This window comes from Cronobacter dublinensis subsp. dublinensis LMG 23823 (assembly GCF_001277235.1).
Classification (GTDB): Bacteria; Pseudomonadota; Gammaproteobacteria; order Enterobacterales; family Enterobacteriaceae; genus Cronobacter; species Cronobacter dublinensis.
Genome location: NZ_CP012266.1, coordinates 317,554 through 343,465, shown reverse-complemented (window position 1 = coordinate 343,465; position 25,912 = coordinate 317,554). Strand labels below are relative to the sequence as shown.

Annotated in this window: 20 protein-coding genes, 5 tRNA genes and 3 rRNA genes; 5 read left to right on the top strand and 23 right to left on the bottom strand. The window is 55.9% G+C overall.

Annotation, left to right across the window (positions count from 1 at the left end; translation table 11 throughout):
- Positions 1-93 precede the first annotated feature (93 nt).
- The 4 genes from AFK67_RS01615 to AFK67_RS01600 form a co-directional block, all read right to left on the bottom strand.
- Positions 94-169: transfer RNA gene (locus AFK67_RS01615), tRNA-Thr, on the bottom strand.
- A gap of 6 nt (positions 170-175) precedes the next feature.
- Positions 176-250: transfer RNA gene (locus AFK67_RS01610), tRNA-Gly, on the bottom strand.
- A 109-nt stretch (positions 251-359) separates the two neighbouring features.
- Positions 360-444, bottom strand: a tRNA-Tyr gene (locus AFK67_RS01605).
- A gap of 9 nt (positions 445-453) precedes the next feature.
- Positions 454-529 (bottom strand) — tRNA-Thr (locus tag AFK67_RS01600).
- Positions 530-1,001: 472 nt separating this feature from the next.
- Between AFK67_RS01600 and coaA the strand changes: the two genes are divergently transcribed.
- Positions 1,002-1,952, top strand: coding sequence for a type I pantothenate kinase (coaA, locus tag AFK67_RS01595; RefSeq protein ID WP_201765393.1), 951 nt, complete (start codon positions 1,002-1,004; stop codon positions 1,950-1,952).
- Between the two features lie 35 nt (positions 1,953-1,987).
- Here the strand turns inward: coaA and birA are convergent, their stop codons facing one another.
- From birA to pepQ, 10 genes are all read right to left on the bottom strand, one after another.
- Positions 1,988-2,950, bottom strand: a complete 963-nt coding sequence (gene birA / locus AFK67_RS01590) for a bifunctional biotin--[acetyl-CoA-carboxylase] ligase/biotin operon repressor BirA (protein ID WP_007733584.1) — start codon at positions 2,948-2,950, stop codon at positions 1,988-1,990.
- On the bottom strand, positions 2,947-3,975 hold the full coding sequence (gene murB, locus AFK67_RS01585; RefSeq protein ID WP_007733583.1) for a UDP-N-acetylmuramate dehydrogenase: 1,029 nt from the start codon (positions 3,973-3,975) through the stop codon (positions 2,947-2,949). The genes birA and murB overlap by 4 nt, the downstream gene beginning before the upstream one ends.
- Before the next feature lie 243 nt (positions 3,976-4,218).
- Positions 4,219-4,334 (bottom strand): 5S ribosomal RNA (gene rrf, locus AFK67_RS01580).
- A gap of 91 nt (positions 4,335-4,425) precedes the next feature.
- A 23S ribosomal RNA gene (locus tag AFK67_RS01575) occupies positions 4,426-7,329 on the bottom strand.
- A 202-nt stretch (positions 7,330-7,531) separates the two neighbouring features.
- A tRNA-Glu gene (locus AFK67_RS01570) sits at positions 7,532-7,607 on the bottom strand.
- Between the two features lie 80 nt (positions 7,608-7,687).
- Positions 7,688-9,228, bottom strand: a 16S ribosomal RNA gene (locus AFK67_RS01565).
- Together the 16S, 23S and 5S rRNA genes with 1 tRNA gene alongside form the textbook arrangement of a ribosomal RNA operon.
- Positions 9,229-9,603: 375 nt before the next feature.
- Positions 9,604-10,137: a menaquinone-dependent protoporphyrinogen IX dehydrogenase gene (hemG, locus tag AFK67_RS01560; protein ID WP_007717189.1), complete on the bottom strand. Its 534-nt coding sequence runs from the start codon at positions 10,135-10,137 to the stop codon at positions 9,604-9,606.
- Between the two features lie 13 nt (positions 10,138-10,150).
- Positions 10,151-11,602 (bottom strand): Trk system potassium transporter TrkH, encoded by a 1,452-nt coding sequence (gene trkH, locus AFK67_RS01555; protein WP_007754806.1) that lies wholly within the window; start codon positions 11,600-11,602, stop codon positions 10,151-10,153.
- Positions 11,603-11,641: 39 nt separating this feature from the next.
- On the bottom strand, positions 11,642-12,253 hold the full coding sequence (locus tag AFK67_RS01550; protein WP_007717184.1) for an IMPACT family protein: 612 nt from the start codon (positions 12,251-12,253) through the stop codon (positions 11,642-11,644).
- Entirely contained in the window at positions 12,253-13,584 is a 1,332-nt protein-coding gene (gene pepQ, locus AFK67_RS01545) for a Xaa-Pro dipeptidase (RefSeq protein WP_007717181.1), read from the bottom strand. Before pepQ ends, AFK67_RS01550 begins: the two co-directional genes overlap by 1 nt.
- A 189-nt stretch (positions 13,585-13,773) precedes the next feature.
- Between pepQ and fadB the strand changes: the two genes are divergently transcribed.
- From fadB to AFK67_RS01530, 3 genes are all read left to right on the top strand, one after another.
- A complete protein-coding gene (gene fadB, locus AFK67_RS01540; protein ID WP_007717180.1) occupies positions 13,774-15,963 on the top strand; it encodes a fatty acid oxidation complex subunit alpha FadB in 2,190 nt (729 codons plus the stop codon).
- A 10-nt stretch (positions 15,964-15,973) separates the two neighbouring features.
- Positions 15,974-17,137 (top strand): acetyl-CoA C-acyltransferase FadA, encoded by a 1,164-nt coding sequence (fadA, locus tag AFK67_RS01535; protein ID WP_007717179.1) that lies wholly within the window; start codon positions 15,974-15,976, stop codon positions 17,135-17,137.
- Between the two features lie 228 nt (positions 17,138-17,365).
- Entirely contained in the window at positions 17,366-17,713 is a 348-nt protein-coding gene (locus tag AFK67_RS01530) for a hypothetical protein (protein WP_038885132.1), read from the top strand.
- A gap of 29 nt (positions 17,714-17,742) precedes the next feature.
- On the opposite strand, the gene fre is transcribed toward AFK67_RS01530, so the two are convergent.
- Positions 17,743-18,444 carry an NAD(P)H-flavin reductase gene (gene fre, locus AFK67_RS01525; RefSeq protein ID WP_007717175.1) on the bottom strand — a complete coding sequence of 234 codons (702 nt, stop codon included), beginning with the start codon at positions 18,442-18,444 and terminating at the stop codon, positions 17,743-17,745.
- A 45-nt stretch (positions 18,445-18,489) separates the two neighbouring features.
- Positions 18,490-19,974: a 4-hydroxy-3-polyprenylbenzoate decarboxylase gene (ubiD, locus tag AFK67_RS01520; protein WP_007717173.1), complete on the bottom strand. Its 1,485-nt coding sequence runs from the start codon at positions 19,972-19,974 to the stop codon at positions 18,490-18,492.
- A 183-nt stretch (positions 19,975-20,157) separates the two neighbouring features.
- Here ubiD and rfaH point away from each other — a divergent pair, with 183 nt between their 5' ends.
- Positions 20,158-20,646 (top strand): transcription/translation regulatory transformer protein RfaH, encoded by a 489-nt coding sequence (gene rfaH, locus AFK67_RS01515; RefSeq protein ID WP_007717171.1) that lies wholly within the window; start codon positions 20,158-20,160, stop codon positions 20,644-20,646.
- Between the two features lie 47 nt (positions 20,647-20,693).
- On the opposite strand, the gene AFK67_RS01510 is transcribed toward rfaH, so the two are convergent.
- The 7 genes from AFK67_RS01510 to ubiJ all read right to left on the bottom strand — a co-directional run bounded on the left by AFK67_RS01510 (position 20,694) and on the right by ubiJ (position 25,911).
- Positions 20,694-21,026: a hypothetical protein gene (locus AFK67_RS01510; RefSeq protein WP_038875321.1), complete on the bottom strand. Its 333-nt coding sequence runs from the start codon at positions 21,024-21,026 to the stop codon at positions 20,694-20,696.
- Between the two features lie 122 nt (positions 21,027-21,148).
- Complete coding sequence (gene tatD, locus AFK67_RS01505) at positions 21,149-21,940, bottom strand: 3'-5' ssDNA/RNA exonuclease TatD (protein ID WP_032966883.1); 792 nt, start codon at positions 21,938-21,940, stop codon at positions 21,149-21,151.
- A gap of 40 nt (positions 21,941-21,980) precedes the next feature.
- Positions 21,981-22,739 carry a Sec-independent protein translocase subunit TatC gene (tatC, locus tag AFK67_RS01500; RefSeq protein ID WP_007717159.1) on the bottom strand — a complete coding sequence of 253 codons (759 nt, stop codon included), beginning with the start codon at positions 22,737-22,739 and terminating at the stop codon, positions 21,981-21,983.
- Position 22,740: 1 nt separating this feature from the next.
- Entirely contained in the window at positions 22,741-23,325 is a 585-nt protein-coding gene (tatB, locus tag AFK67_RS01495; RefSeq protein WP_007717156.1) for a Sec-independent protein translocase protein TatB, read from the bottom strand.
- Positions 23,326-23,328: 3 nt separating this feature from the next.
- Positions 23,329-23,592 (bottom strand): Sec-independent protein translocase subunit TatA, encoded by a 264-nt coding sequence (tatA, locus tag AFK67_RS01490; RefSeq protein ID WP_007717153.1) that lies wholly within the window; start codon positions 23,590-23,592, stop codon positions 23,329-23,331.
- A gap of 76 nt (positions 23,593-23,668) precedes the next feature.
- On the bottom strand, positions 23,669-25,309 hold the full coding sequence (gene ubiB / locus AFK67_RS01485) for a ubiquinone biosynthesis regulatory protein kinase UbiB (protein WP_007717151.1): 1,641 nt from the start codon (positions 25,307-25,309) through the stop codon (positions 23,669-23,671).
- Positions 25,306-25,911 (bottom strand): ubiquinone biosynthesis protein UbiJ, encoded by a 606-nt coding sequence (ubiJ, locus tag AFK67_RS01480; protein ID WP_007717148.1) that lies wholly within the window; start codon positions 25,909-25,911, stop codon positions 25,306-25,308. Before ubiJ ends, ubiB begins: the two co-directional genes overlap by 4 nt.
- Position 25,912 lies beyond the last annotated feature (1 nt).

Here is a 25,912-nt window from a genome sequence, read left to right as displayed (position 1 = left end):
CGGATAAATCGGTGGTATCACCACATCAACCAGGCATTAGCCTGAATTTGTTGAATAGATCTACAGAAGAGAAACAGGGAGGAGATTGAGAAGTGGTGCTGATAGGCAGATTCGAACTGCCGACCTCACCCTTACCAAGGGTGCGCTCTACCAACTGAGCTATATCAGCACATCCTGGAGCGGGCAGCGGGAATCGAACCCGCATCATCAGCTTGGAAGGCTGAGGTAATAGCCATTATACGATGCCCGCATCCTGAAACTCGGCTACCCAGTTCTTTCTGTACAAAAAAGAAAATCTTTCTTGCTTGAGCTGGCAGGCTTACCGACCAACTCTGGCGACGCAATCGCGAAGCCGAAAGTGGTGGTGGGGGAAGGATTCGAACCTTCGAAGTCTGTGACGGCAGATTTACAGTCTGCTCCCTTTGGCCGCTCGGGAACCCCACCTGAACTTGATGGTGCCGGCTACCGGAATCGAACTGGTGACCTACTGATTACAAGTCAGTTGCTCTACCTACTGAGCTAAGCCGGCATCAAGTAGCGCGCATTCTAGGAATAGCAGCGCGCGCATGCAACAAAAAAATTGCTTAATCCGCTTTATCGCTCACATTTTGCGCACCACTGCGCATTTCTGATGCCTTTTCAGCCACTCATGCTGAAATAATCCACAGTTTAACGTTGTGCGTTATCGTTCGCGCAGAGCGTTAAAGAGGAAACCGCCCTCGTCAAAAAGAAGAGCGCTATCTATTACGTATGCCTGAAAAGGATAAACGCTGAGGGACGGATAAGGTTTATACAATTACGATCAAGAAGCGTGACGCTTTACCGAGAAAGGAAAGCACGGAAGATTTTTTCTTATTATTCCTTTTGATCTGATGTTACCCTCCTGCCCATTGTGAAATTCTCGCTTACCCGGCGTGCCATTAAGCGATCTAAGATGAAAGCATCACAGCGCTGAGCAAAGGGTTTTCATTTTGTCCTGAATGACAGGCAGAAGCATGCTTATGAGTAATAAAGATCAAACCTTAACGTCCCCTTACCTCCAGTTTAACCGGAGCCAGTGGGCAGCCCTGCGTGATTCAGTGCCGATGACGCTTACTGAAGGTGAAATTGCGCGTTTAAAGGGCATTAACGAAGACCTGTCTCTGGAAGAAGTGGCGGAGATTTATTTGCCGCTGTCACGCCTGCTCAATTTTTATATCAGTTCCAACTTACGTCGTCAGGCAGTACTGGAGCAATTCCTGGGCACCAATGGGCAGCGCATCCCTTATATCATCAGTATTGCCGGCAGCGTGGCGGTGGGTAAAAGCACAACTGCCCGTGTATTACAGGCGCTGCTAAGCCGTTGGCCTGAACATCGTCGCGTTGAACTGATTACGACTGACGGGTTTCTTCATCCCAACGCAGTGCTCAAAGAGCGCGATTTGATGAAGAAAAAAGGCTTTCCGCAGTCATATGATATGCATCGCCTGGTGAAGTTTGTTTCGGATATCAAGTCCGGCGTGCCGAACGTCACCGCACCGGTCTATTCACATTTAATTTATGACGTGATCCCGGATGGGGATAAGGTCGTCAATCACCCTGATATCCTCATACTCGAAGGGCTCAATGTGCTGCAAAGTGGCATGGATTATCCGCATGACCCACATCATGTATTTGTTTCCGATTTCGTCGATTTCTCAATTTATGTAGATGCGCCTGAAGATTTGCTCCAGCGCTGGTATATCAACCGTTTCCTTAAATTCCGCGAAGGGGCCTTTACCGATCCCGACTCATATTTCCATCACTATGCGCAGCTTTCAGAAGACGAAGCTGTCAGCATCGCCACACAACTATGGAAAGAAATTAACTGGTTGAATTTAAAAGAGAACATACTGCCAACACGTGAGCGCGCCAGTCTGATTATGACGAAGAGTGCTAATCATGCTGTCGAGTGTGTACGGTTGCGCAAATGATTGAGATATTAAAAAAGGGAGCTAAGCTCCCTTTTTTATTCCGCGCTTCGTAATGAGATTTCCCCGCCGACCCAGGGCTTGATAACATCATTTTGCTCAAGCAATAACGCGCCCTGATTATCGATGCCACGCGAAATACCGTATATTTCACGCTCACCGATAATAAGCTTAACCTGACGATGAATAAAATTATCCAGTTTTTCCCAACGAGCCAGAAAAGGAGCCAGCCCTTCCTGCTCGAACTCACGCAGTGAAGAACGCAGCTTTTCGATAAGCCTGACTGCCAACGTATTTCTGTCGACCTTAATGCCCGCTTCCTGAAGGTTGATCCAGCCCTGGTTGACAATATCGCTCTCAACCTGCCGCATTGCCAGATTAATACCGGCACCAATTACGATCTGCGCCGCGTCGCCTGTTTTGCCCGTCAGCTCAACGAGAATACCAGCCAGTTTTCTGTCATTCAGATACAGATCGTTTGGCCACTTTACCCGCACCTGATCGGCACCCAGCTCATGCAGCACTTCAGCCATTACGATACCGATGACCAGACTCAGGCCAATGGCCGCGGCGGGCCCTTGTTCAAGCCGCCAGTACATAGACAGATAAAGATTTGCACCAAACGGCGAAAACCATTTCCGCCCGCGGCGCCCGCGCCCCGCCTGCTGATACTCAGCAATGCATGCATCGCCAGAGTCAAGCTCTGAAAGCCGGTCCATTAAATACTGATTTGTAGAGTCGATAACCGGTAATACCGTTACCGAGCCAGATTTAATGTGGGAATGGATAAACGTCTCATCGAGCAACTGTATCGGTCCTGGCAGACTATATCCCTTGCCGGGCACTGTAAAAACGTCAATGCCCCAGTCACGTAGGGTCTGAATATGCTTATTGATAGCCGCCCGGCTCATACCGAGTTTTTCACCCAGCTGCTCGCCTGAATGGAAATCGCCATCGGCGAGAAGAGAAATCAGCGTCAAAGGAATCTTATTATCTTTCAAGCAATCGTCTCCACGGCATCCACCTCACCCGTTGCGCCAATAAAACGCACTTCTGGCTCAAGCCAGACATTAAATTTTTCACCCACGCGCCGGCGCACTTCATGCGCAAGCCTCACGACATCATCACTGGTCGCGCCATTCTCATTAATCAGCACCAGGGCCTGTTGACGGTGAACGGCAGCGCCACCGACCCTATGCCCTTTCATTTCGCAGCGATCGATAAGCCAGCCTGCCGCCAGTTTTACCTGCCCGTCATTTTGCGGGTAACGCGGGGCATCAGGGTAATGGATAAAGAGCGCACTGGCATCTTCTGCAGTAATCACCGGGTTTTTAAAGAAACTACCCGCGTTGCCGTATTCTTGAGGATCGGGAAGTTTCGTGCGACGCATATGGCATACCGCATCGAATACCTGGCGGGGCGTGACGGTACTGGCAGGCAGGCGCGTCAAATCGCCGTACGTAAGCACAGGCGACCACTGTTTTGGAAGGCGAAGGCCAACACCGGTAATCGCGTATTGATGCTGATAATCATGTTTAAATATGCTGTCGCGATAACCAAACCGGCAATCGATATTTCCAAGCCGGACAGTTTGACCGGATACGAGATCAAGACAGTCGACGTACAGACAAAATTGTCTGAACTCAACACCGTAAGCACCGATGTTCTGGATGGGCGAAGAGCCTGCACAGCCTGGGATCAACGCCAGGTTCTCAAGCCCGGCCATATTGTGGTCGAGGGTGAATTCCACAAGGCGGTGCCAGTTTTCTCCGGCGCCCGCATGGACCAACCATGCGTCAGGCTGTTCTTCTACCTGAATCCCCATAATACGGTTCAGAATAATGGTGCCGTCAAAATCATCAAGAAACAGTACGTTGCTCCCCTCGCCCAGAATCAACACAGCCTGAGAAGCGGCCTGAGCCTGCTGCCATGCTTCAGCCAGCTCTTTGGCAGTATGCGCCTTAACAATATTCTGCGCGCGTTTATCAATACCGAAAGTATTGTAGGGTTTAAGGGAGTTATTCATGCCGTTAGTCCTGATATCGAAACCTCGACAGTTTAACTGATTAGCCTGTTGATAGCTTGTCTCGCGCGTAAGTCGGGGAGACAAAAGCGGGGATGGTGATCCTTACGTCGGGTAGATGGAATATGCAGCGCGGGCGCAGTACAGTGGGTTGTTGAGAGGGGAAAAGGCGGGCGGTCTGACGTTCTTGTCTGGTACCCAGAAAGCAAAAACCCCTCAGCATCGCTGAGGGGTTCTTTATTTGATGCCTGGCAGTTCCCTACTCTCGCATGGGGAGGCCCCACACTACCATCGGCGCTACGGCGTTTCACTTCTGAGTTCGGCATGGGGTCAGGTGGGACCACCGCGCTACAGCCGCCAGGCAAATTCTGTCCGTCCACCGCTTTACGCCATGAACGTTTATCCGTCACAAGCTGAATTGTCTCTCAACACGCCAGACTTCTTTGGCGTTGTAAGGTTAAGCCTCACGGTTCATTAGTACCGGTTAGCTCAACGCATCGCTGCGCTTACACACCCGGCCTATCAACGTCGTCGTCTTCAACGTTCCTTCAGGAGACTTATAGTCTCAGGGAGAACTCATCTCGGGGCAAGTTTCGTGCTTAGATGCTTTCAGCACTTATCTCTTCCGCATTTAGCTACCGGGCAGTGCCATTGGCATGACAACCCGAACACCAGTGATGCGTCCACTCCGGTCCTCTCGTACTGGGAGCAGCCCCCCTCAATTCTCCAGCGCCCACGGCAGATAGGGACCGAACTGTCTCACGACGTTCTAAACCCAGCTCGCGTACCACTTTAAATGGCGAACAGCCATACCCTTGGGACCTACTTCAGCCCCAGGATGTGATGAGCCGACATCGAGGTGCCAAACACCGCCGTCGATATGAACTCTTGGGCGGTATCAGCCTGTTATCCCCGGAGTACCTTTTATCCGTTGAGCGATGGCCCTTCCATACAGAACCACCGGATCACTATGACCTGCTTTCGCACCTGCTCGAGCCGTCACTCTCGCAGTCAAGCCAGCTTATGCCATTGCACTAACCTCCTGATGTCCGACCAGGATTAGCTGACCTTCGTGCTCCTCCGTTACACTTTGGGAGGAGACCGCCCCAGTCAAACTACCCACCAGACACTGTCCCCACGCCAGATTATGGCGCCAGGTTAGAACATCAAACATTAAAGGGTGGTATTTCAAGGTTGGCTCCACGCAGACTGGCGTCCACGCTTCAAAGCCTCCCACCTATCCTACACATCAAGGCTCAATGTTCAGTGTCAAGCTGTAGTAAAGGTTCACGGGGTCTTTCCGTCTTGCCGCGGGTACACTGCATCTTCACAGCGAGTTCAATTTCACTGAGTCTCGGGTGGAGACAGCCTGGCCATCATTACGCCATTCGTGCAGGTCGGAACTTACCCGACAAGGAATTTCGCTACCTTAGGACCGTTATAGTTACGGCCGCCGTTTACCGGGGCTTCGATCAGGAGCTTCTCTTGCGATAACCCCATCAATTAACCTTCCGGCACCGGGCAGGCGTCACACCGTATACGTCCACTTTCGTGTTTGCACAGTGCTGTGTTTTTAATAAACAGTTGCAGCCAGCTGGTATCTTCGACTGACTTCAGCTCCACCCGCAGGGGCTTCACCTACATGTCAGCGTGCCTTCTCCCGAAGTTACGGCACCATTTTGCCTAGTTCCTTCACCCGAGTTCTCTCAAGCGCCTTGGTATTCTCTACCTGACCACCTGTGTCGGTTTGGGGTACGATTTCGTGTTACCTGATGCTTAGAGGCTTTTCCTGGAAGCAGGGCATTTGTTACTTCAGCACCGTAGTGCCTCGTCATCACGCCTCAGTGTTAAAGTGAACCGGATTTACCTGGAACACACACCTACACGCTTAAACCGGGACAACCGTCGCCCGGCCAACATAGCCTTCTCCGTCCCCCCTTCGCAGTAACACCAAGTACAGGAATATTAACCTGTTTCCCATCGACTACGCCTTTCGGCCTCGCCTTAGGGGTCGACTCACCCTGCCCCGATTAACGTTGGACAGGAACCCTTGGTCTTCCGGCGAGCGGGCTTTTCACCCGCTTTATCGTTACTTATGTCAGCATTCGCACTTCTGATACCTCCAGCATGCCTCACAGCACACCTTCGCAGGCTTACAGAACGCTCCCCTACCCAACAACACATAGTGTCGCTGCCGCAGCTTCGGTGCATGGTTTAGCCCCGTTACATCTTCCGCGCAGGCCGACTCGACCAGTGAGCTATTACGCTTTCTTTAAATGATGGCTGCTTCTAAGCCAACATCCTGGCTGTCTGTGCCTTCCCACATCGTTTCCCACTTAACCATGACTTTGGGACCTTAGCTGGCGGTCTGGGTTGTTTCCCTCTTCACGACGGACGTTAGCACCCGCCGTGTGTCTCCCGTGATAACATTCTTCGGTATTCGTAGTTTGCATCGGGTTGGTAAGCCGGGATGGCCCCCTAGCCGAAACAGTGCTCTACCCCCGAAGATGAGTTCACGAGGCGCTACCTAAATAGCTTTCGGGGAGAACCAGCTATCTCCCGGTTTGATTGGCCTTTCACCCCCAGCCACAGGTCATCCGCTAATTTTTCAACATTAGTCGGTTCGGTCCTCCAGTTAGTGTTACCCAACCTTCAACCTGCCCATGGCTAGATCACCGGGTTTCGGGTCTATACCCTGCAACTTAACGCCCAATTAAGACTCGGTTTCCCTTCGGCTCCCCTATGCGGTTAACCTTGCTACAGAATATAAGTCGCTGACCCATTATACAAAAGGTACGCAGTCACCCTCTTACGAAGGCTCCCACTGCTTGTACGTACACGGTTTCAGGTTCTGTTTCACTCCCCTCGCCGGGGTTCTTTTCGCCTTTCCCTCACGGTACTGGTTCACTATCGGTCAGTCAGGAGTATTTAGCCTTGGAGGATGGTCCCCCCATCTTCAGACAGGATATCACGTGTCCCGCCCTACTCATCGAGCTCACAGCCTGTGTGCCTTCGTGTACGGGGCTGTCACCCTGTATCGCCGGCCTTTCCAGACCGTTCCACTGACACACAAGCTGATTCAGGCTCTGGGCTGTTCCCCGTTCGCTCGCCGCTACTGGGGGAATCTCGGTTGATTTCTTTTCCTCGGGGTACTTAGATGTTTCAGTTCCCCCGGTTCGCCTCACAGCACTATGTATTCATGCTGAGATAGTGTGACGAATCACACTGGGTTTCCCCATTCGGACATCGCCGGCTATAACGGTTCATATCACCTTACCGGCGCTTTTCGCAGATTAGCACGTCCTTCATCGCCTCTGACTGCCAGGGCATCCACCGTGTACGCTTGTTCGCTTAACCTCACAACCCGAAGAAGTCTTCGTGCTGCGAGTTTGAGAGACTCTGACACACCGCGCATTCCTTATTTACGGAAGAATGCAACAGCGTGTCTGTTTCAATTTTCAGCTTGTTCCGGATTGTTAAAGAGCAAATATCTCAAACGTGACTTAACAGTCAGTTTTGAGATATTAATCGGTAACGCCTTTCACTCATTACCAGCAGGTGGCGTCCCTTAGGGGATTCGAACCCCTGTTACCGCCGTGAAAGGGCGGTGTCCTGGGCCTCTAGACGAAAGGGACTTCGCTTTCGCAGACAACCCTGCTTCTTTACTTTTCTATCAGACAATCTGTGTGAGCACTACGAGGTTGTATCTTGCAGGTAAGGAGGTGATCCAACCGCAGGTTCCCCTACGGTTACCTTGTTACGACTTCACCCCAGTCATGAATCACAAAGTGGTAAGCGCCCTCCCGAAGGTTAAGCTACCTACTTCTTTTGCAACCCACTCCCATGGTGTGACGGGCGGTGTGTACAAGGCCCGGGAACGTATTCACCGTGGCATTCTGATCCACGATTACTAGCGATTCCGACTTCATGGAGTCGAGTTGCAGACTCCAATCCGGACTACGACGCACTTTATGAGGTCCGCTTGCTCTCGCGAGGTCGCTTCTCTTTGTATGCGCCATTGTAGCACGTGTGTAGCCCTGGTCGTAAGGGCCATGATGACTTGACGTCATCCCCACCTTCCTCCGGTTTATCACCGGCAGTCTCCTTTGAGTTCCCACCATTACGTGCTGGCAACAAAGGATAAGGGTTGCGCTCGTTGCGGGACTTAACCCAACATTTCACAACACGAGCTGACGACAGCCATGCAGCACCTGTCTCAGAGTTCCCGAAGGCACTCCCGCATCTCTGCAGGATTCTCTGGATGTCAAGACCAGGTAAGGTTCTTCGCGTTGCATCGAATTAAACCACATGCTCCACCGCTTGTGCGGGCCCCCGTCAATTCATTTGAGTTTTAACCTTGCGGCCGTACTCCCCAGGCGGTCGACTTAACGCGTTAGCTCCGGAAGCCACGCCTCAAGGGCACAACCTCCAAGTCGACATCGTTTACGGCGTGGACTACCAGGGTATCTAATCCTGTTTGCTCCCCACGCTTTCGCACCTGAGCGTCAGTCTTCGTCCAGGGGGCCGCCTTCGCCACCGGTATTCCTCCAGATCTCTACGCATTTCACCGCTACACCTGGAATTCTACCCCCCTCTACGAGACTCAAGCTTGCCAGTTTCAAATGCAGTTCCCAGGTTGAGCCCGGGGATTTCACATCTGACTTAACAAACCGCCTGCGTGCGCTTTACGCCCAGTAATTCCGATTAACGCTTGCACCCTCCGTATTACCGCGGCTGCTGGCACGGAGTTAGCCGGTGCTTCTTCTGCGAGTAACGTCAATTGCTGCGGTTATTAACCACAACACCTTCCTCCTCGCTGAAAGTACTTTACAACCCGAAGGCCTTCTTCATACACGCGGCATGGCTGCATCAGGCTTGCGCCCATTGTGCAATATTCCCCACTGCTGCCTCCCGTAGGAGTCTGGACCGTGTCTCAGTTCCAGTGTGGCTGGTCATCCTCTCAGACCAGCTAGGGATCGTCGCCTAGGTGAGCCTTTACCCCACCTACTAGCTAATCCCATCTGGGCACATCTGATGGCATGAGGCCCGAAGGTCCCCCACTTTGGTCCGAAGACGTTATGCGGTATTAGCTACCGTTTCCAGTAGTTATCCCCCTCCATCAGGCAGTTTCCCAGACATTACTCACCCGTCCGCCGCTCGTCACCCGAGAGCAAGCTCTCTGTGCTACCGCCCGACTTGCATGTGTTAGGCCTGCCGCCAGCGTTCAATCTGAGCCATGATCAAACTCTTCAATTAAAGTTTGATGCTCAAAGAATTAAACTGTTAGTTCGTAATGAATTAACTGTTGTTCACTTGAGACTTGATAATCATTTATCGTCCGAAGACGTTAAGATATCAGTGCCCCGAGTGCCCACACAGATTGTCTGATAAATTGTTAAAGAGCGGTGCGACGCGGCTTTCAGCCTGCTGTCGCGAGGTGGCGTATATTACGCTTTCCTCTTTCAGAGTCAAGCGTTTATTTTCGCTTTCGTCTGCCTGACGGGCCGGTTTGTTTGCCGTTGTGCCGTGTCAGTGGAGGCGCATTATAGGGAGTTCTTCGCGCCTGACAACCCCTAATCTCAAAAAACTTTCCGTTCGATTACTTTCCAGGCAACACGTCTGAAAATGATACTAATCGCGGGTCAGGCGGGCGATTTCTTGTGCAAAAAGGGCCACCTGAGGCCAGTCTGTATAAACCACTTCTTTTGATGTATCGGTTTCGCCGCCAGTCATTTTCATAATCAGGCGAATCATAAAGCGGTCAAACCAGCGATAGCGCGGGTAGCGCAGCGCGCCCGCGAACACGGCGCAATGATCCGGATGCCACGGCGAGTTCAGCAGAAACTTGCGGGTATAGTTGTTGGTCTGTGGGGTGCGCTTTTCCGGTTTGCGTGCGACGAGGTTGACCGAGAAGAACGCGCCGGGCACCGCATTAAGCGCCTGCTCATGTTTTTTCACAAACGCGTCCAGCGTCGGATGGAAATGTCCGTAGCGAATCGATGCGCCGATCACCACCTTCTTATATTGCGTCCAGTCAGGCTCTTCTGCGCGATGCAGGTTAACGACATCCGTCGCCTCGCCCAGCTCCTGCAGCTGTGAGGCGATATAAAAAGCAATTTCGCGCGTTTGTCCGTCGCGTGTGGAAAACAGAATTAAGGTTTTCACGATAGTCTCCCTGTTATTCGCGCCAGAAGGTCGGGGTAAACAGCACCAGAAGCGTAAACACTTCCAGGCGACCGAAAAGCATATTGGCGATGAGTATCCACTTAGCGATGGGGTTCATGCTGGCGAAGTTATCCGCCACCACGCCAAGCCCAGGGCCAAGGTTATTGAGTGTTGCCACCACAGAGGCGAACGCGGAAAAGTCATCCACGCCGGTAGCGATAATCGCCAGCATGCTGACCAGAAACACCAGCGCATACGCTGAGAAGAATCCCCACACCGCTTCGAGGATACGTTCCGGCAATGCGCGGTTGCCAAGCTTAATACTGTAGACCGCGTTCGGATGCACCAGTCTTTTCAGCTCGCGATTGCCCTGCTTAAAGAGCAGCAGAATACGAATGACCTTAAGACCACCGCCCGTAGAGCCCGCGCACCCGCCGATGAATGCCGAACAGAGCAGCAGCACAGGCAGGAACAGCGGCCATTTCGCGATGCTGTCGGTGGTAAAGCCCGCCGTCGTCGCCATCGACACCACCTGGAAAAACGCCTGGTTGAGCGTCGTCACCGCCGAGTCATACGTATCATGGAACCAGAGCACCAGAGTACAGATGAACACCAGCGTCAGCTGCACGCCGATAAACATGCGAAACTCCGGGTCGCGCGAATAGACCTTCAGGCTGCGCCCGCTTAACAGGGAAAAGTGCAGCCCGTAATTACAGCCGGAGATCAGCAGAAAGATAGCAATAATGGTGTTGATGGTGGGGCTTGCGAAATACCCCACGCTCGCGTCATGGGTGGAAAACCCGCCGATGGCGATTGTGGCAAAGCTATGGCCGATGGCGTCAAACGCGGGCATACCGGCAAACCACAACGCCAGCGCGCACGCTACCGTCAGCAACACATAAATCAGCCACAGCGTCTTGGCTGTTTCGGCGATACGCGGGCGCATTTTATTATCTTTCAGCGGGCCGGGCATCTCGGCGCGATAGAGCTGCATGCCGCCCACGCCCAGAATCGGCAGTATCGCCACCGCCAGCACGATGATCCCCATACCGCCGAACCACTGCAGCATCTGCCGGTAGAACAGAATGGCGTGCGGCAACGAATCGAGGCCCACCAGCGTCGTGGCACCGGTCGTGGTCAGCCCGGAGAAGGACTCAAAAAAGGCATCGGTAATGGTGAGGTTAGGCCGTTCGGAGAAAATAAACGGCAATGCCCCGACGCTGCCCAGCACCGTCCAGAACAGCACCACTATCAAAAAGCCTTCGCGCGATTTCAGCTCACGCTTCTGATGGCGGTTCGGCCACCAGAGCGCCGCGCCAATCGTCAGGGCGACAAAAAAGGTTTGCGTAAAAGCGCGTCCCGCGCCGTCGCGGTAGAGCAGGGCCACCAGGCCGGGAATAATCATCGTCCCGGAAAACAGGATAACCAACAGACCAACGATTCGGGTAATGGCGCGAAAATGCATCTGCCGTTTCCTTTGGAATCAAAATGAAGGGGAGGATTATTATTCAACCGACAGCAAATGCAATGCGCCACGGCTAAAGTCGGCGAGCTTTGCTGAAAAAGCCGCCACCTGCGTCTGCGCCAGCGCCACCCTAAGCGCCACGCTTGCCTGAAATTCGCTCTGCACGACGCGGCCATTAAACTGGGCGAGCAGCGCTTCGACACCCGCGAGCTGCGCGTAATCACACAGCAACGTATATTCCGTCATCGGCACTTTGAGCGTGGTCGCAAGCTGCGCCAGCGCCTGCTGAACGCCGCCGCCATAGGCTTTCACCAGGCCGCCGGTGCCAAGCTTCACGCCGCCGAAGTAGCGCACCACCACTGCGGTCACTTCCCCGACGCCGCTGCCCATCAGCTGCGCGAGCATCGGTTTTCCGGCGGTGCCTGCCGGTTCGCCGTCGTCCGAGAAGCCCAGTTGCTGAGAATCATCGGGCGCGCCCGCAACCCAGGCCTGGCAATAATGCCGGGCGTCTGGGTAGTCGGCGCGCGCCTGCGCGACAAACGCTTTCGCCGCCTCCACGCCCTCGGTATGCCCGAGGAGCGTAATGAAGCGGCTCTTTTTGATCTCTTCCGTAAATATCACCGGCGCAGCCGGAACCAGCCAGCTCTCCATCAGGCCAGCTTCAGGTCCCGGGTCATATTTTCCACGCCGTGCTCGTGAATGATCACGTTATCTTCAATGCGAATGCCGCCAAACGGCTTCAGCGCTTCAATTTTCTGCCAGTTGAAATGCTTGCTGAACTCACCTTCTCGCCACGGCGCCAGCAGTGACTCGATAAAGTAAATTCCCGGCTCAATCGTCAGCACCATACGCGGCTGCACTACGCGCGTGCAGCGCAGATACGGATATTTCCCCGGCGCCGCCAGGTGCGTTCCGGTATCGTCCTGCATAAAGCCCGCGACGTCATGCACCTGTAAGCCCAGCGGGTGGCCGATACCGTGCGGCATAAACGGCCCGGTAATGTCCGCTTCCACCATCGCCTCTTCGCTGATGTCCGTGACTATCTGATGGCGGCGCAGCAGTTTCGCGATGCGCTGATGAAACTGGATATGGTAATCAATGTAGCTGACGCCCGCTTTCATGGTGCCAATCAGCGCCAGTTGCTCTTCATTCACATCTTTAATAAGGGCGGCGAAATCGCTGTCGCTGTCGGCGGCCCAGGTGCGGGTTAAATCCGCCGCATAGCCGTTATATTCCGCGCCCGCGTCCAGCAGGAAGCTGCGCATTTCAGACGGCGCACGGTGATCGAGACGGGTGTAATGCAGCACGGCGGCGTGTTCGTTCAGCGCCACGATATTGCTGTACGGCACGTCGGTATCGCGATGGCCAGTCGCGGTCAGGTAAGCGAGATTGATATCAAACTCGCTCATCCCGGAAAGAAACGCCTCATGCGCGGCGCGATGACCGTTAACCGCCGTCTTCTGCGCCTCGCGCATGCACGCCAGCTCATAATCCGTCTTATACGCGCGCCAGAAATGCAGGTAGTCGATAACCCCTTTCGGGTTCACTTTATCCGCCGGGATATCCAGCTTCAGCGCGCGCTCCGGCACCGGGCCGATATAGGCGATATTACCGCGCGCGGCAGGCAGCAGGCCGCCAATCTCATCGGCTTTCGGCAGCGCGATGATATCTATCTCTTGCGTCCAGAACGCGTTCGGCAGCGGCTCCACGTTATGCCAGTAATCCACCGGCAGATAAAACCACAGCTTTGGCTTATTGACGCCATCCACCAGCAGCCAGCAGTTCGGCACCTGGATTACGGGCACCCACGCCTTAAATTGCGGGTTCACCTTAAACGGATAAGCGTGATCGTCCAGAAAGACGTTAAACAGCTCGCCGGAGTGGATCAGCAGCGCGTCCAGGTTAAAACGGGCGAGAACATTGCGGGTACGCTCCTGGAGCGTATCCAGATGATTTTTATAGAGGGTGGTCAGCGAATCCATACTTTACCTTTAAAGTTTGAGCTCTCAACCCGGGCATCTTAGCACACCGGTTTATCACCCGAGCGTTTTCCACCATCCGTGATCGCGTTTGCAAATATTTAAACAGTAATTTGCATTTCATTAACATCAAATCCACACTCCGCTTCATCTGGTACGACCAGATCCCCTTGCTGGATTCAGGAGACCGACATGCTCTACAAAGGCGACACCCTGTACCTTAACTGGCTGGAAGACGGCATTGCCGAACTGGTGTTCGATGCCCCCGGCTCGGTGAACAAGCTTGATACCGCGACCGTGGCAAGCCTTGGCCACGCGCTGGATGTGCTGGAAAAAGAACCCCGTCTTAAAGCCCTGCTGCTGCGCTCAGAAAAAGCGGCGTTTATCGTCGGGGCCGACATTACCGAATTCCTCTCGCTGTTCCAGGTGCCCGCTGAGCAACTGAGCCAGTGGCTGCACTTCGCCAACAGCGTGTTTAACCGTCTTGAAGATTTGCCGGTGCCGACCCTTTCCGCCATCAACGGCTACGCGCTGGGCGGCGGCTGCGAATGCGTGCTGGCGACCGATTTCCGTCTCGCCACGCCGGATGCCCGCATCGGGCTGCCGGAAACGAAGCTTGGCATCATGCCGGGCTTTGGCGGCTCTGTACGTCTGCCCCGTCTGCTGGGCGCCGACAGCGCGCTGGAAATTATCGCCGCCGGTAAAGACATCACCGCCGACGCCGCGCTGAAAGTGGGCCTGGTGGATGCCGTCGTGAAACCGGAAAAACTGATTGAAGGCGCGCTGCGCATGCTGCGTCAGGCCATCGACGGCGATCTCGACTGGCAGGCCCGTCGCCAGCCGAAGCTTGAACCGCTGCGCCTGAGCAAAATCGAAGCCGCCATGAGCTTTACTATCGCCAAAGGCATGGTCATGCAGACCGCCGGTAAACACTACCCGGCGCCGATGACGGCGGTGAAAACCATCGAAGCCGCCGCCGGAATGGGCCGCGACGACGCGCTGGCGCTGGAGAATAAAAGCTTTGTTCCGCTGGCGCGATCTAACGAAGCACGCGCGCTGGTCGGCATCTTTTTAAACGATCAGTACGTCAAAGGGCTCGCGAAAAAACAAACCAAAGCGACGGAGACCCCGAAACAGGCGGCCGTGCTCGGCGCAGGCATCATGGGCGGCGGCATTGCGTACCAGTCCGCCTGGAAGGGCGTGCCGGTCATCATGAAAGATATAAATGAAAAGTCGCTGACGCTCGGCATCAGCGAGGCCAGTAAGCTGCTGAACAAACAGCTGGAGCGCGGCAAAATCGACGGGCTGAAGCTCGCGAGCGTCATTGCGACTATCCACCCGACGCTGGATTACGCGGGTTTTGAGCGTGCCGATGTCGTCGTAGAGGCCGTGGTCGAAAACCCGAAAGTGAAAAAAGCGGTGCTGGCGGAGACCGAAGACAAGGTGCGCCCTGATGCGGTGCTCGCGTCCAACACCTCCACCATTCCTATCAGCGAACTGGCGAGCGTGCTCAAGCGCCCGGAAAACTTCTGCGGTATGCACTTCTTCAACCCGGTGCACCGCATGCCGCTGGTCGAAGTGATCCGCGGCGAAAAAACCTCTGACGACACCATCGCGAAAGTCGTCGCCTGGGCCAGCAAAATGGGTAAAACGCCGATCGTCGTTAACGACTGCCCCGGCTTTTTTGTCAACCGCGTGCTGTTCCCTTACTTCGCCGGTTTCAGCCAGCTGCTGCGCGACGGTGCCGACTTCCGCCAGATTGATAAAGTTATGGAAAAACAGTTCGGCTGGCCGATGGGTCCGGCGTATCTGCTGGATGTCGTCGGCATCGATACCGCGCACCACGCCCAGGCCGTGATGGCGGCGGGCTTCCCGGAAAGAATGCAGAAAGACTACCGCGACGCTATCGACGCGCTGTTTGACGCCGGCCGCTTCGGGCAGAAAAACGGTAAAGGCTTCTACGCCTATAAAGAAGACAGTAAAGGCAAACCGCGCAAAGAACAGGACGATGCCGTCGACAGCCTGCTGGCGGAGGTGAGCCAGCCGAAACGCGCGTTCAGCGATGAAGAGATCGTGGCGCGCATGATGATCCCAATGGTTAACGAAGTGGTGCGGTGCCTGGAAGAAGGCATTATCGCCAGCCCGGCGGAAGCCGACATGGCGCTGGTCTATGGTCTCGGCTTCCCGCCGTTCCACGGCGGCGCGTTCCGCTGGCTCGACACCCAGGGCAGCGCGAAATATGTCGATATGGCACAGCACTATCAGCATCTGGGGCCGCTGTATGAAGCGCCTGCGGGGCTTCGCGACAAAGCGAGCCATAACGCGCCCTATTATCCCCAGGTTGAACCCGCCCAACCGGTGGGCAACCTGCAAACGGCTTAAGGAGTGACGAATGGAAAAGGTTGTAATTGTTGATGCTATCCGCACCCCGATGGGCCGCTCCAAAGGCGGCGCGTTTCGCCAGGTACGCGCGGAAGATCTCTCCGCGCACCTGATGCGCAGCCTGCTGTCGCGCAACCCGGCGCTGGACGCTAATGACATTGACGACATCTACTGGGGCTGCGTGCAGCAAACCCTGGAGCAGGGTTTTAACATCGCCCGCAACGCGGCGCTGCTGGCGGAAATCCCGCATCGCGTACCGGCCGTGACGGTAAACCGCCTGTGCGGCTCGTCAATGCAGGCGCTGCACGACGCGGCCCGCATGATAATGACCGGCGACGCCAGCGTCTGCCTCGTTGGCGGCGTGGAGCATATGGGCCATGTGCCAATGAACCACGGCGTCGATTTCCATCCCGGCCTGAGCCGCAACGTGGCTAAAGCCGCAGGCATGATGGGGCTGACGGCGGAAATGCTTTCGCGCATGCACGGCATCAGCCGTGAAATGCAGGACGCCTTCGCCGCCCGTTCGCATCAACGCGCCTGGGCCGCCACACAGGCCGGGCATTTTAAAAACGAAATCATGCCCACCAGCGGCCATGACGCGGACGGCGTGCTGAAACGCTATGATTTTGACGAAGTCATCCGCCCGGAGACGACAGCTGAAGGCTTATCACAGCTCAAACCGGCGTTTGATCCGGCCAATGGCACCGTGACGGCGGGCACTTCGTCGGCGCTCTCTGACGGCGCGGCAGCGATGCTGGTGATGAGCGAGTCGCGCGCGCGTGAACTCGGCCTGACGCCGCGCGCCCGTATTCGCTCGATGGCCGTCGTAGGCTGCGATCCGTCAATTATGGGGTATGGCCCGGTTCCTGCGTCGAAGCTGGCGCTGAAAAAAGCCGGTCTGACCGCGAGCGACATCGACGTCTTTGAAATGAACGAAGCGTTCGCCGCGCAGATCCTGCCGTGTATCAAGGATCTGGGCCTGATGGAGCAGATGGACGATAAGATCAACCTCAACGGCGGCGCGATCGCGCTCGGACACCCGCTCGGCTGCTCCGGCGCGCGCATCAGCACCACGCTTATCAACCTGATGGAGCGCCGCGACGCACAGCTTGGTCTCGCCACCATGTGTATCGGCCTCGGCCAGGGGATTGCGACGGTGTTTGAGCGCGTGTGAGAGCCTGCTCTCAATGTCATTGATGTCAGAGCAAGGCGGCAAGTGAATGAATCCCGGGAGCTTACTGGCGTAAGTGACTGAGGCGCGCGAACGCCGCCAATACCGCTATGACATCAAGGGCGCAGAGAGAAAAGTTTAGTTGCCGTTCTTCCCGCCTGTCAGGGGCGGGTTTTTTATTTTCCACGTTTGTGCCAGGCTTTTTTATCGCCCCTCACTTCAGGGAAAACCATGAAAGGATGCTTTACCTTCGCGCCGCTTGCCGCTGCGCTGTTTTTTACATTGCCTGCGCAGGCGCAACTGTCTGAAGAGACGCTGGCGCAGCGCTGTCTGGCGTTGCTTATTAATACGTCGCAAAATCACGCGTATATGCAGCAGGTGCTGAACGAATCCCGGATCGTGCCGGAGAGCATTGTCGTGGAGCGGTATGACGAAAACGTGGGGCAACAGCATATCGCGACGCAGTTGACTGCAAAGCTTGACCATCCGGAGCGCAAAAACAATACGCTGCTTTGCCTGCTGGAAAACGATCAGCCGCTGTATGTGTGGTCAGGGAAGGAAATTGCCGCCAGCCCGTAAGACGCAGGGCTGGCGTAACACTCGGCGGGTCAGATAAACGCGAAGGCGTCGCCGAACAGGCGGTCTTCACGCGCGCCGCGTTCGTTACAGAACAGGTCACGGGCGATTTTCGCCATCTCAAAACGTCCGGCGATATAAATATCATGCCCGGCAAGCGTCCCGAAATCCTGCATGACCGCCGTGAGGACGGTGCCGCTGCGCCCGCGCCACGCCTCGTCCGGCTGTTCAACGACCGGTACAATGTTGAGGTTCGGATGGTCTACCGACAGCGCTTCCAGCTCTGCCAGATCGTAGAGGTGTTTCTCTTCGCGCCCGCCCCAGTAAATCGTGATATCGCGATGCGGATTGCGTGCCAACGCCGTCAGCAGAATAGAACGCGCGTAAGAGAAGCCCGTTCCGCCTGCGATTAAAATCAGCGGACGCTCTTCGTCATCGCGCAGCCACGCCTCGCCATGAGGAATATCGACCACGATTTCCCGCTCTTTGAGAATGCGGTCCATTACCGCCATCGCATAGAGGTTAAGTTCCGACGCGCCGATATGCAGCTCGATAAAGCCCTGCTCATCCGGCGTGGAGGCCATAGAAAAGGGGCGCTTGTCCCGCTCATCCATTACCACCATCAGGTACTGACCTGCACGAAACGAAAAGGCCGCTTCCGGCACCAAACGAACGCGATAAACGGTATCCGTGATGGCTTCTACCGAGGTCACTTTACAGCTTAAGGTTGTCATGCGTTCCCTCTGTCGGGTCAATAATGCAACTGCAACGGCGGCGCGTCAGGCGCCTTTTCCGTCATGAAAAATCGCGAGCTCATCCCAGATGGCGTCGATACGCGCCGTCACATCGGGATCTTTTTTAATGGGTCTGCCCCACTCGCGCTGCGTTTCGCCCGGCCATTTGTTGGTGGCGTCGAGCCCCATTTTGGAGCCGAGACCGGAAACCGGCGAGGCGAAATCCAGATAATCGATCGGCGTGTTTTCCACCATCACCGTGTCGCGCGCCGGGTCCATACGGGTCGTAATGGCCCAGATAACATCGTTCCAGTCGCGCGCGTTCACATCATCATCGCAAACGATCACGAACTTGGTATACATAAACTGGCGCAGGAACGACCAAACGCCCATCATGACGCGCTTCGCGTGACCAGCGTACTGCTTGCGCATCGTCACGACCGCGAGCCGATAAGAGCACCCTTCCGGCGGAAGATAGAAATCCACGATTTCCGGGAACTGCTTTTGCAGAATCGGCACCAGAACTTCATTCAGCGCCACGCCAAGCACGGCGGGCTCATCGGGCGGACGGCCAGTATACGTCGAGTGATAAATCGCATCTTCACGCTGCGTCACGTGCGTCACGGTGAAAACCGGGAAATTATCAATCTCATTATAGTAACCGGTATGGTCGCCATACGGGCCTTCCGGCGCGACTTCGCCCGGTTCGATATACCCTTCCAGCACGATTTCCGCGCTGGCCGGGATTTCGAGATCGTTTGACAGGCACTTCACCACTTCCGTTTTGGTGCCGCGCAGCAGACCGGCAAACGCGTATTCAGAGAGCGTATCCGGCACCGGCGTCACCGCGCCCAGAATGGTGGCCGGGTCAGCGCCGAGCGCCACGGCAACCGGGAAACGCTCGCCCGGATGCGTCTGGCACCACTCCTGAAAATCGAGCGCGCCGCCGCGGTGCGAGAGCCAGCGCATAATCAGTTTGTTTTTGCCGATTAACTGCTGACGATAAATACCGAGATTCTGGCGCTCTTTATGCGGTCCGCGAGTCACCGTCAGGCCCCAGGTAATGAGCGGCGCGGCATCTTCCGGCCAGCACTGCATAATGGGAATACGGTTCAGGTCGACCTCGTCGCCCTGCCACACCTTCTGCTGACACGGCGCGTTACGCAGCCGCTTCGTCGGCATATTCAGCACCTGCTTAAACTGCGGCAGCTTGTCGAAGAGATCGCGAAAACCGCGCGGCGGCTCCGGCTCTTTGAGAAACGCCAGCAGCTTGCCGACTTCACGCAGCGCGGAGACATCATCCTGCCCCATGCCCATCGCTACGCGTTTTGGCGTGCCGAACAGGTTGCAGAGCACTGGCATGGTATGGCCTTTCGGGTTTTCAAACAGCAATGCCGGCCCGCCCGCCCGCAGCGTGCGGTCGGCGATTTCCGTCATCTCCAGATAAGGATCGACAGGCAATGTGATGCGCTTGAGTTCGCCCTGCTGCTCCAGCAGCGCCAGAAATTCGCGTAGGTCGTGGTATTTCATGCAGTTATTCGTGGCTTTAAAATAAGCTTTTTATTATACGGTGTTCGCCGCAGGCATGCCGTAATTTTGTTAAATTAACGTGAATCATCACCACAGGCTATAGCACAGCGCGGTATAATGCCCTTAGCGATCCTGAGGTGGTTTTGTTATGCTGGCGCGTCCGGCCATGTAAGAAGAGTCATTATGCAATCCTGGTATTTACTGTACTGTAAACGCGGGCAACTTCAGCGCGCCAAAGAGCACCTTGAACGACAGTCGGTGAACTGCCTTACGCCAATGATTACGCTCGATAAAATGGTACGAGGCAGACGCACTTCCGTCAGCGAGCCGCTCTTCCCTAACTATCTTTTCGTCCGGTTCGATCCGGAGGATATTCATACTACTACGGTCAGTTCCACGCGCGGCGTCAGCCATTTCGTCCGCTTCGGCTCAAGCCCCGCCATGGTGCCGCAAACCGTCATCGAACAGTTACTCGACTGGCAGCCGGAAAACGTGACCGACCCGGACACGCCGCACACTGGCGATATGGTCGTTATTACCGAAGGGGCGTTTGAAGGGTTGCAGGCGATTTTTACCGAGCCCGATGGCGAGGCCCGTTCCATGCTGCTGTTGAATTTGCTGAATAAGCAGGTGCTGCAGAGCGTGAAAAATACCGAATTCCGTAAAGTCTGACGGACAACGCGAACCGTAAAATGGCGGCGCGAGGCCGCCATTTGTCGTTAATGCGTCGCTTCGCCGATAACGCCGCCCGCGCCTGCGCCGACCGCCGCGCCTTTTAAGACGCTCTTACCGGTTGCCGCCGCCACGCCTGCGCCCACGACCGCGCCCGCCACGCCGCCTTTCCGCGCGGCTTTGCCTTTATCGCCTTTTTTCAGCATCGCGCCGGTACCCGCGCCAATGATGGCGCCGCCCGCCGCGCTTTTAACATCTTTGCCGGCGATAGCGCCCGCCGTCGCACCCAGCACTGCGCCGGTCGCGGTTTTGTCCATTGCCATGACCGACCCGCTCACCAGCATCATCAGCGCTACTGCTCCCGTCGTTACTTTTTTCATCATCGTCCCTCAGCTGTGAAAACAGGGAAAATCCCCGGCGGGAAGCTTATCACCGGGCTTTCAGGACGGGATGTATCAACAGCGTGCAAAAATACACACTCTGTGGGGTTCTGATTATCGCCTTACGCAGCACGGGCGCTTTTCAGAAACAGACGGGCCGCGTTAGCGTCAGTAGTTGCCTCCAGCCAGGCGGGATCGTCGCCGCGCCACTGCGCCACACGCGAGAGAATATGCGGCAGCCAGCATGGCTCGTTGCGACGCGATGCGGGTTTGGGCATGAGATCGCGCGGCAGCAAATACGGCGCGTCGGTCTCCAGCAGGAGACGGTCTGCCGGGATCACAGGCAGCAGCGCGCGCAGTTCGAGCCCGCGGCGCTCGTCGCATACCCAGCCGGTAATGCCCAGATACAGGCCACGCGACAGGCACGCCCGCGCCTCCTGCTCGCTGCCGGTAAAACAGTGCAGCACCGCGCCCGGCAGCTTATCCAGCCACGGATCCAGCAGCGCCAGAAAACGCGTATGCGCATCACGGCAGTGTAAAAACACCGGCAGCGCGAGCTCTGCTGCCAGCCGCAGCTGTTCGGTAAAGGCATGCTCCTGCTGCGCAGGCGTTGAAAAATTGCGGTTGAAATCGAGCCCGCATTCACCGATGGCCACTACCTGCGCGTCGCCTGCCAGCGCGCGCAGCCGCGCCGCGCTCTCGTCGCTCCAGGTGCTGGCGTCATGCGGGTGAACGCCTGCGGTCGCCCAACAGCCTTCATAGCGTTTCGCGAACGCGCAAGCGCGCTCGCTCTCGTCAAGCGAGGTGCCGGTAAAGAGCATGCGATTGACGCCCGCCGCCTGTGCCCGGGCGATCATCTCGTCCCTGTCGTGGTCAAACTGAGAGCTGGTTATATTCAGGCCAATATCAAACATCGCGCTTTCCATATGAAAACCGCCCTGACGGGCGGTTGGGTTATTCTTCTGCTTCTTCTGGATCCGCCTCGCGCGGACGCCGTTTCCCGACGTAAAAGCGCGAGAAGAAAATCCCGACTTCAAACAGGCAGTACATCGGTATCGCCAGCAACGTTTGCGAGAATACATCCGGTGGGGTGAGCAGCATCCCGACGACAAACGCGCCGACCAGGACATACGGGCGTTTCTCACGCAGATCCTGCGGCGTCGTGACGCCCATCCAGCACAGCAGCACAATCGCGACCGGGACTTCAAACGACACGCCGAAGGCCATAAACAGCGCCATGACGAAATCAAGATAGCTGGTGATATCCGTCGACACCACCACTCCGACGGGCGCGGTTTTGGTCAAAAAGCCAAACGCCAGCGGGAACACCACGAAGTAGGCGAACGCCATGCCGATATAAAAGAGCAGCGTACTGGACACCAGCAGCGGGACAATCAAGCGCCTTTCATGCTTGTAGAGCGCGGGCGCGACAAACGCCCAGACCTGATACAGGATAACCGGCGCGGAGAGGATCACCGATACCATCATGGTCAGCTTGATAGGCGTAAAGAACGGTGACGCGACATCGGTCGCTATCATGCTCGCGCCATGCGGCATCTGGCTGATAAGCGGCGCGGAAACCAGCTGATAGATATCGTTGGCGAAATAGACCAGCGCCAGGAAAATCACCAGCACCGCGATAATGCAGTTCAGCAGTCGCTTGCGCAGTTCAATCAGGTGACTGATTAGGGGTTGGGTATCTTCAACAGCCATGTCAGGATTTATCACTCACGGTAGAGACGGCATCAGGTTTGCGCACGCCAGCGGGCGCGGGCGCAGCGTCAGCGTTATTCCCGGCGTCAGGGTGTACGGACTCCGCCGCCGCAGGTTCCATCGCCGCATCAGTCGCTGGGGCGTGCGGGACATCCTGCTGCGGCTTTTGTGCGGGCGACTGAGCCTGATGCTCGGCTTTGGCAGGCGTCACGCCCTGATGTTCGGCCTCGTTGCCTTTAACCAGCGGGTTGTGGATCGTGTGGGCTTCGTCGCTCGCCTTTTCCGGGTCGTTAACGTTGTAAGACCGCTTCATCGATTCCGCCGCCTCACGCAGTTCATCCATGGAGGCCTTCAGCTCCGGCGTGAGGTTATCGATGCTCGCTTTTTCCACTTTTTTCAGGCTTTCCTGAAACTCCTGGATCTTCAGCTCCTGGGTCAGTTCATTCTGCACGGTGGTCGCAAGCGAGCGCAGCGCGCGTACCCAGCCTGCGACGGTCCGGACAGCCACAGGCAAACGCTGCGGCCCCAGTACGATAAGGCCGATAATAAACACCAGCAGCAGTTCGCCAAATCCAATATCAAACACGGATTACACCTGCTCTTTATCACGTTTCTTGGCGTCGTCAGCCTCGACGTCGCTTTTGGTTTCGCTGATTCGTTTATCCTGCGCGTCAGGCGCAGTGAAATCTGCATCCTGGCTCTGTTTCTGTTTATCGTCATCACCCATCGCTTTTTTAAAGCCTTTGATGGATTCACCGAGATCGGAGCCCAGCGAGCGTAACTTTTTGGTGCCGAAAAGCAGAACAACCAGAACAGCGATAATCAATAACTGCCAGATACTGATGCCACCCATACATTTCCTCAGTTACCAGTGATAATGGTATTCATCAGGCCACAGTATACCCGTGGCCGTTACATAACAATGCCTGCTAGTCGGTGCGCCGCCAGCCGATAAGCCAGACGAGGATCCCGCCTGCCATCAGCCATCCGGGCGACATACCCCAGTCAGGACGATTGATAAAGAGCAGCGTGCCGCTCAGCATCAGCGTGGCGCCAATGCCAAACAGATACCGCGATTGTCCTTGCTTCACGCGGTGCTCCTGCAGCTCATGGGCAATCTTATCAACACTTTGTTGCAGTTGTTTGCCTTGCCGCAGGCTGTTGTAGACCAGTTCAGGGATTTCCGGGATTTTCTCGGCCCAGAATGGCGCTTTTTCCTTAAAGGAGCGTACCAGCGCCGGGAAACCCACCTGATCTTTGATCCAGCTTTCCAGAAAAGGTTTCGCCGTTTTCCATAAATCGAGCTGCGGATAGAGCTGACGCCCGACGCCTTCAATATACAGCAGCGTTTTTTGCAGCAGCACCAGCTGCGGCTGCACTTCCATATTGAAGCGACGCGCGGTGTTAAACAGGTTCAGCAGGACATGACCAAACGAAATATCCGCGAGCGGTTTTTCAAAAATCGGCTCACAGACGGTACGAATAGCCGACTCGAACTCTTCCACGTTTGTGTCTGGCGGAACCCAGCCTGAATCAACGTGCAGCTCCGCCACGCGGCGGTAGTCGCGGTTGAAGAAGGCGATAAAGTTTTCCGCCAGATAGCGCTTATCTTCTTTGTTCAGTGAGCCCACGATGCCGCAGTCGATGCCGATGTATTGCGGGTCATGCGGGTGGTCATGGCTGACAAAAATGTTGCCCGGATGCATATCGCCATGGAAGAAGCTGTCGCGAAAGACCTGGGTAAAGAAGACCTGAACGCCGCGCTCGGCGAGCAGCTTCATGTCGGTTCCGTTGGCTTCCAGCGCCGCGACGTCGTTGACCGGGATCCCATAGATGCGCTCCATCACCATCATCGTCGGGCTGCAGTAGTCCGAGTAGACTTCCGGGATGTAAAGCATCGGGCTGTTTTCAAAATTACGGCGCAGCTGGATGGCGTTAGCGGCTTCACGCAGCAGATCGAGCTCATCAAGCAGCGTTTTTTCATACTCGCGCACGACTTCCATCGGGCGCAGACGGCGACCGTCCGGCAGCAGACGCGGCACCCATCGCGCGAGGCGGTAAATCAGCTTCATATCCGCTTTAATGACCGGCAGGATATCGGGGCGGATCACCTTAATGACCACCTCTTTGCCGTTCTCTTTCAGACGCGCGGTATGCACCTGCGCAATAGAGGCGGACGCGAGCGGGGTAATATCGAAGTCATCAAACCAGGCCTCGACGGGTTGATCGCCCATCGCTTTTTCGATCTGCTGTTTCGCGAGCCGGCCATCGAAGGGGGCGACGCGATCCTGCAACAGCGCCAGCTGATCGGCGATAACCGGCGGGAAGAGATCGCGGCGGGTCGAGAGCATCTGGCCAAACTTGATCCACACCGGGCCCAGCTCCTGCAATGCCAGACGCAAGCGCGTGCCAAGCTCAAGGTCTTTGTGGCGGTTTGGCAGCCAGAACAGCCCGCGACGCCAGACCCGCAGCGGCAACGTAAGACGCATGCGCGGGATAAGCTCATCCAGGCCGTAGCTCAGGAACGTTTTAATGATGAAATAAAGGCGCCGAATTTCACCTGGCGTCATTTGCCCTCCAGTTTATCCAACCGTTTGGTTAATCCTTCCAGGCTGCGCTCGATAGCCGAAATCTCTTCGGCAAACCAGGCGACTTCCAGCGCGCCCGGCGCGACGCGCCACTCTTCTGTCATCGCTTGCGCAAGATTTTGCTGATTGCGCGTAAAGCCTTTTTGCAGCAGTTGCCCGCCACGACGCATTACACGACCAATGCCTTCCGCCGCGATATCTCCGACCCACGGTGCCAGCAATCCGGCAGGGTCAAACTCGGCCATATCCATCAGCGCGACGAAATTCTGCACCACCTGCAAATCGCCCTGCACTTCCAGCTCGCCGCTGCGGATAAGCGCGGTCAGCTGCTGGCGGTCCTGCAGTTTCGGCAACACGGAAAGCCGGGTGATGACGGTACAATCCGCCTCGCCTTCCCATTTGCTGAGCACATCCAGTTGCTGCTCGCTGAACACCAGCACCAGCGGCGTGGAAATCTCTTCAAGCGTCACGCGCAGTACCTTGCCCTGCAGGCGCTGGCGCGGCGCTTTCAGCGCGCTCTCGCGATACAGGAACGTGTTCAGCGCGCCTTCAATGCCTGCCATCATTAGCGGAGTGAAACGCATC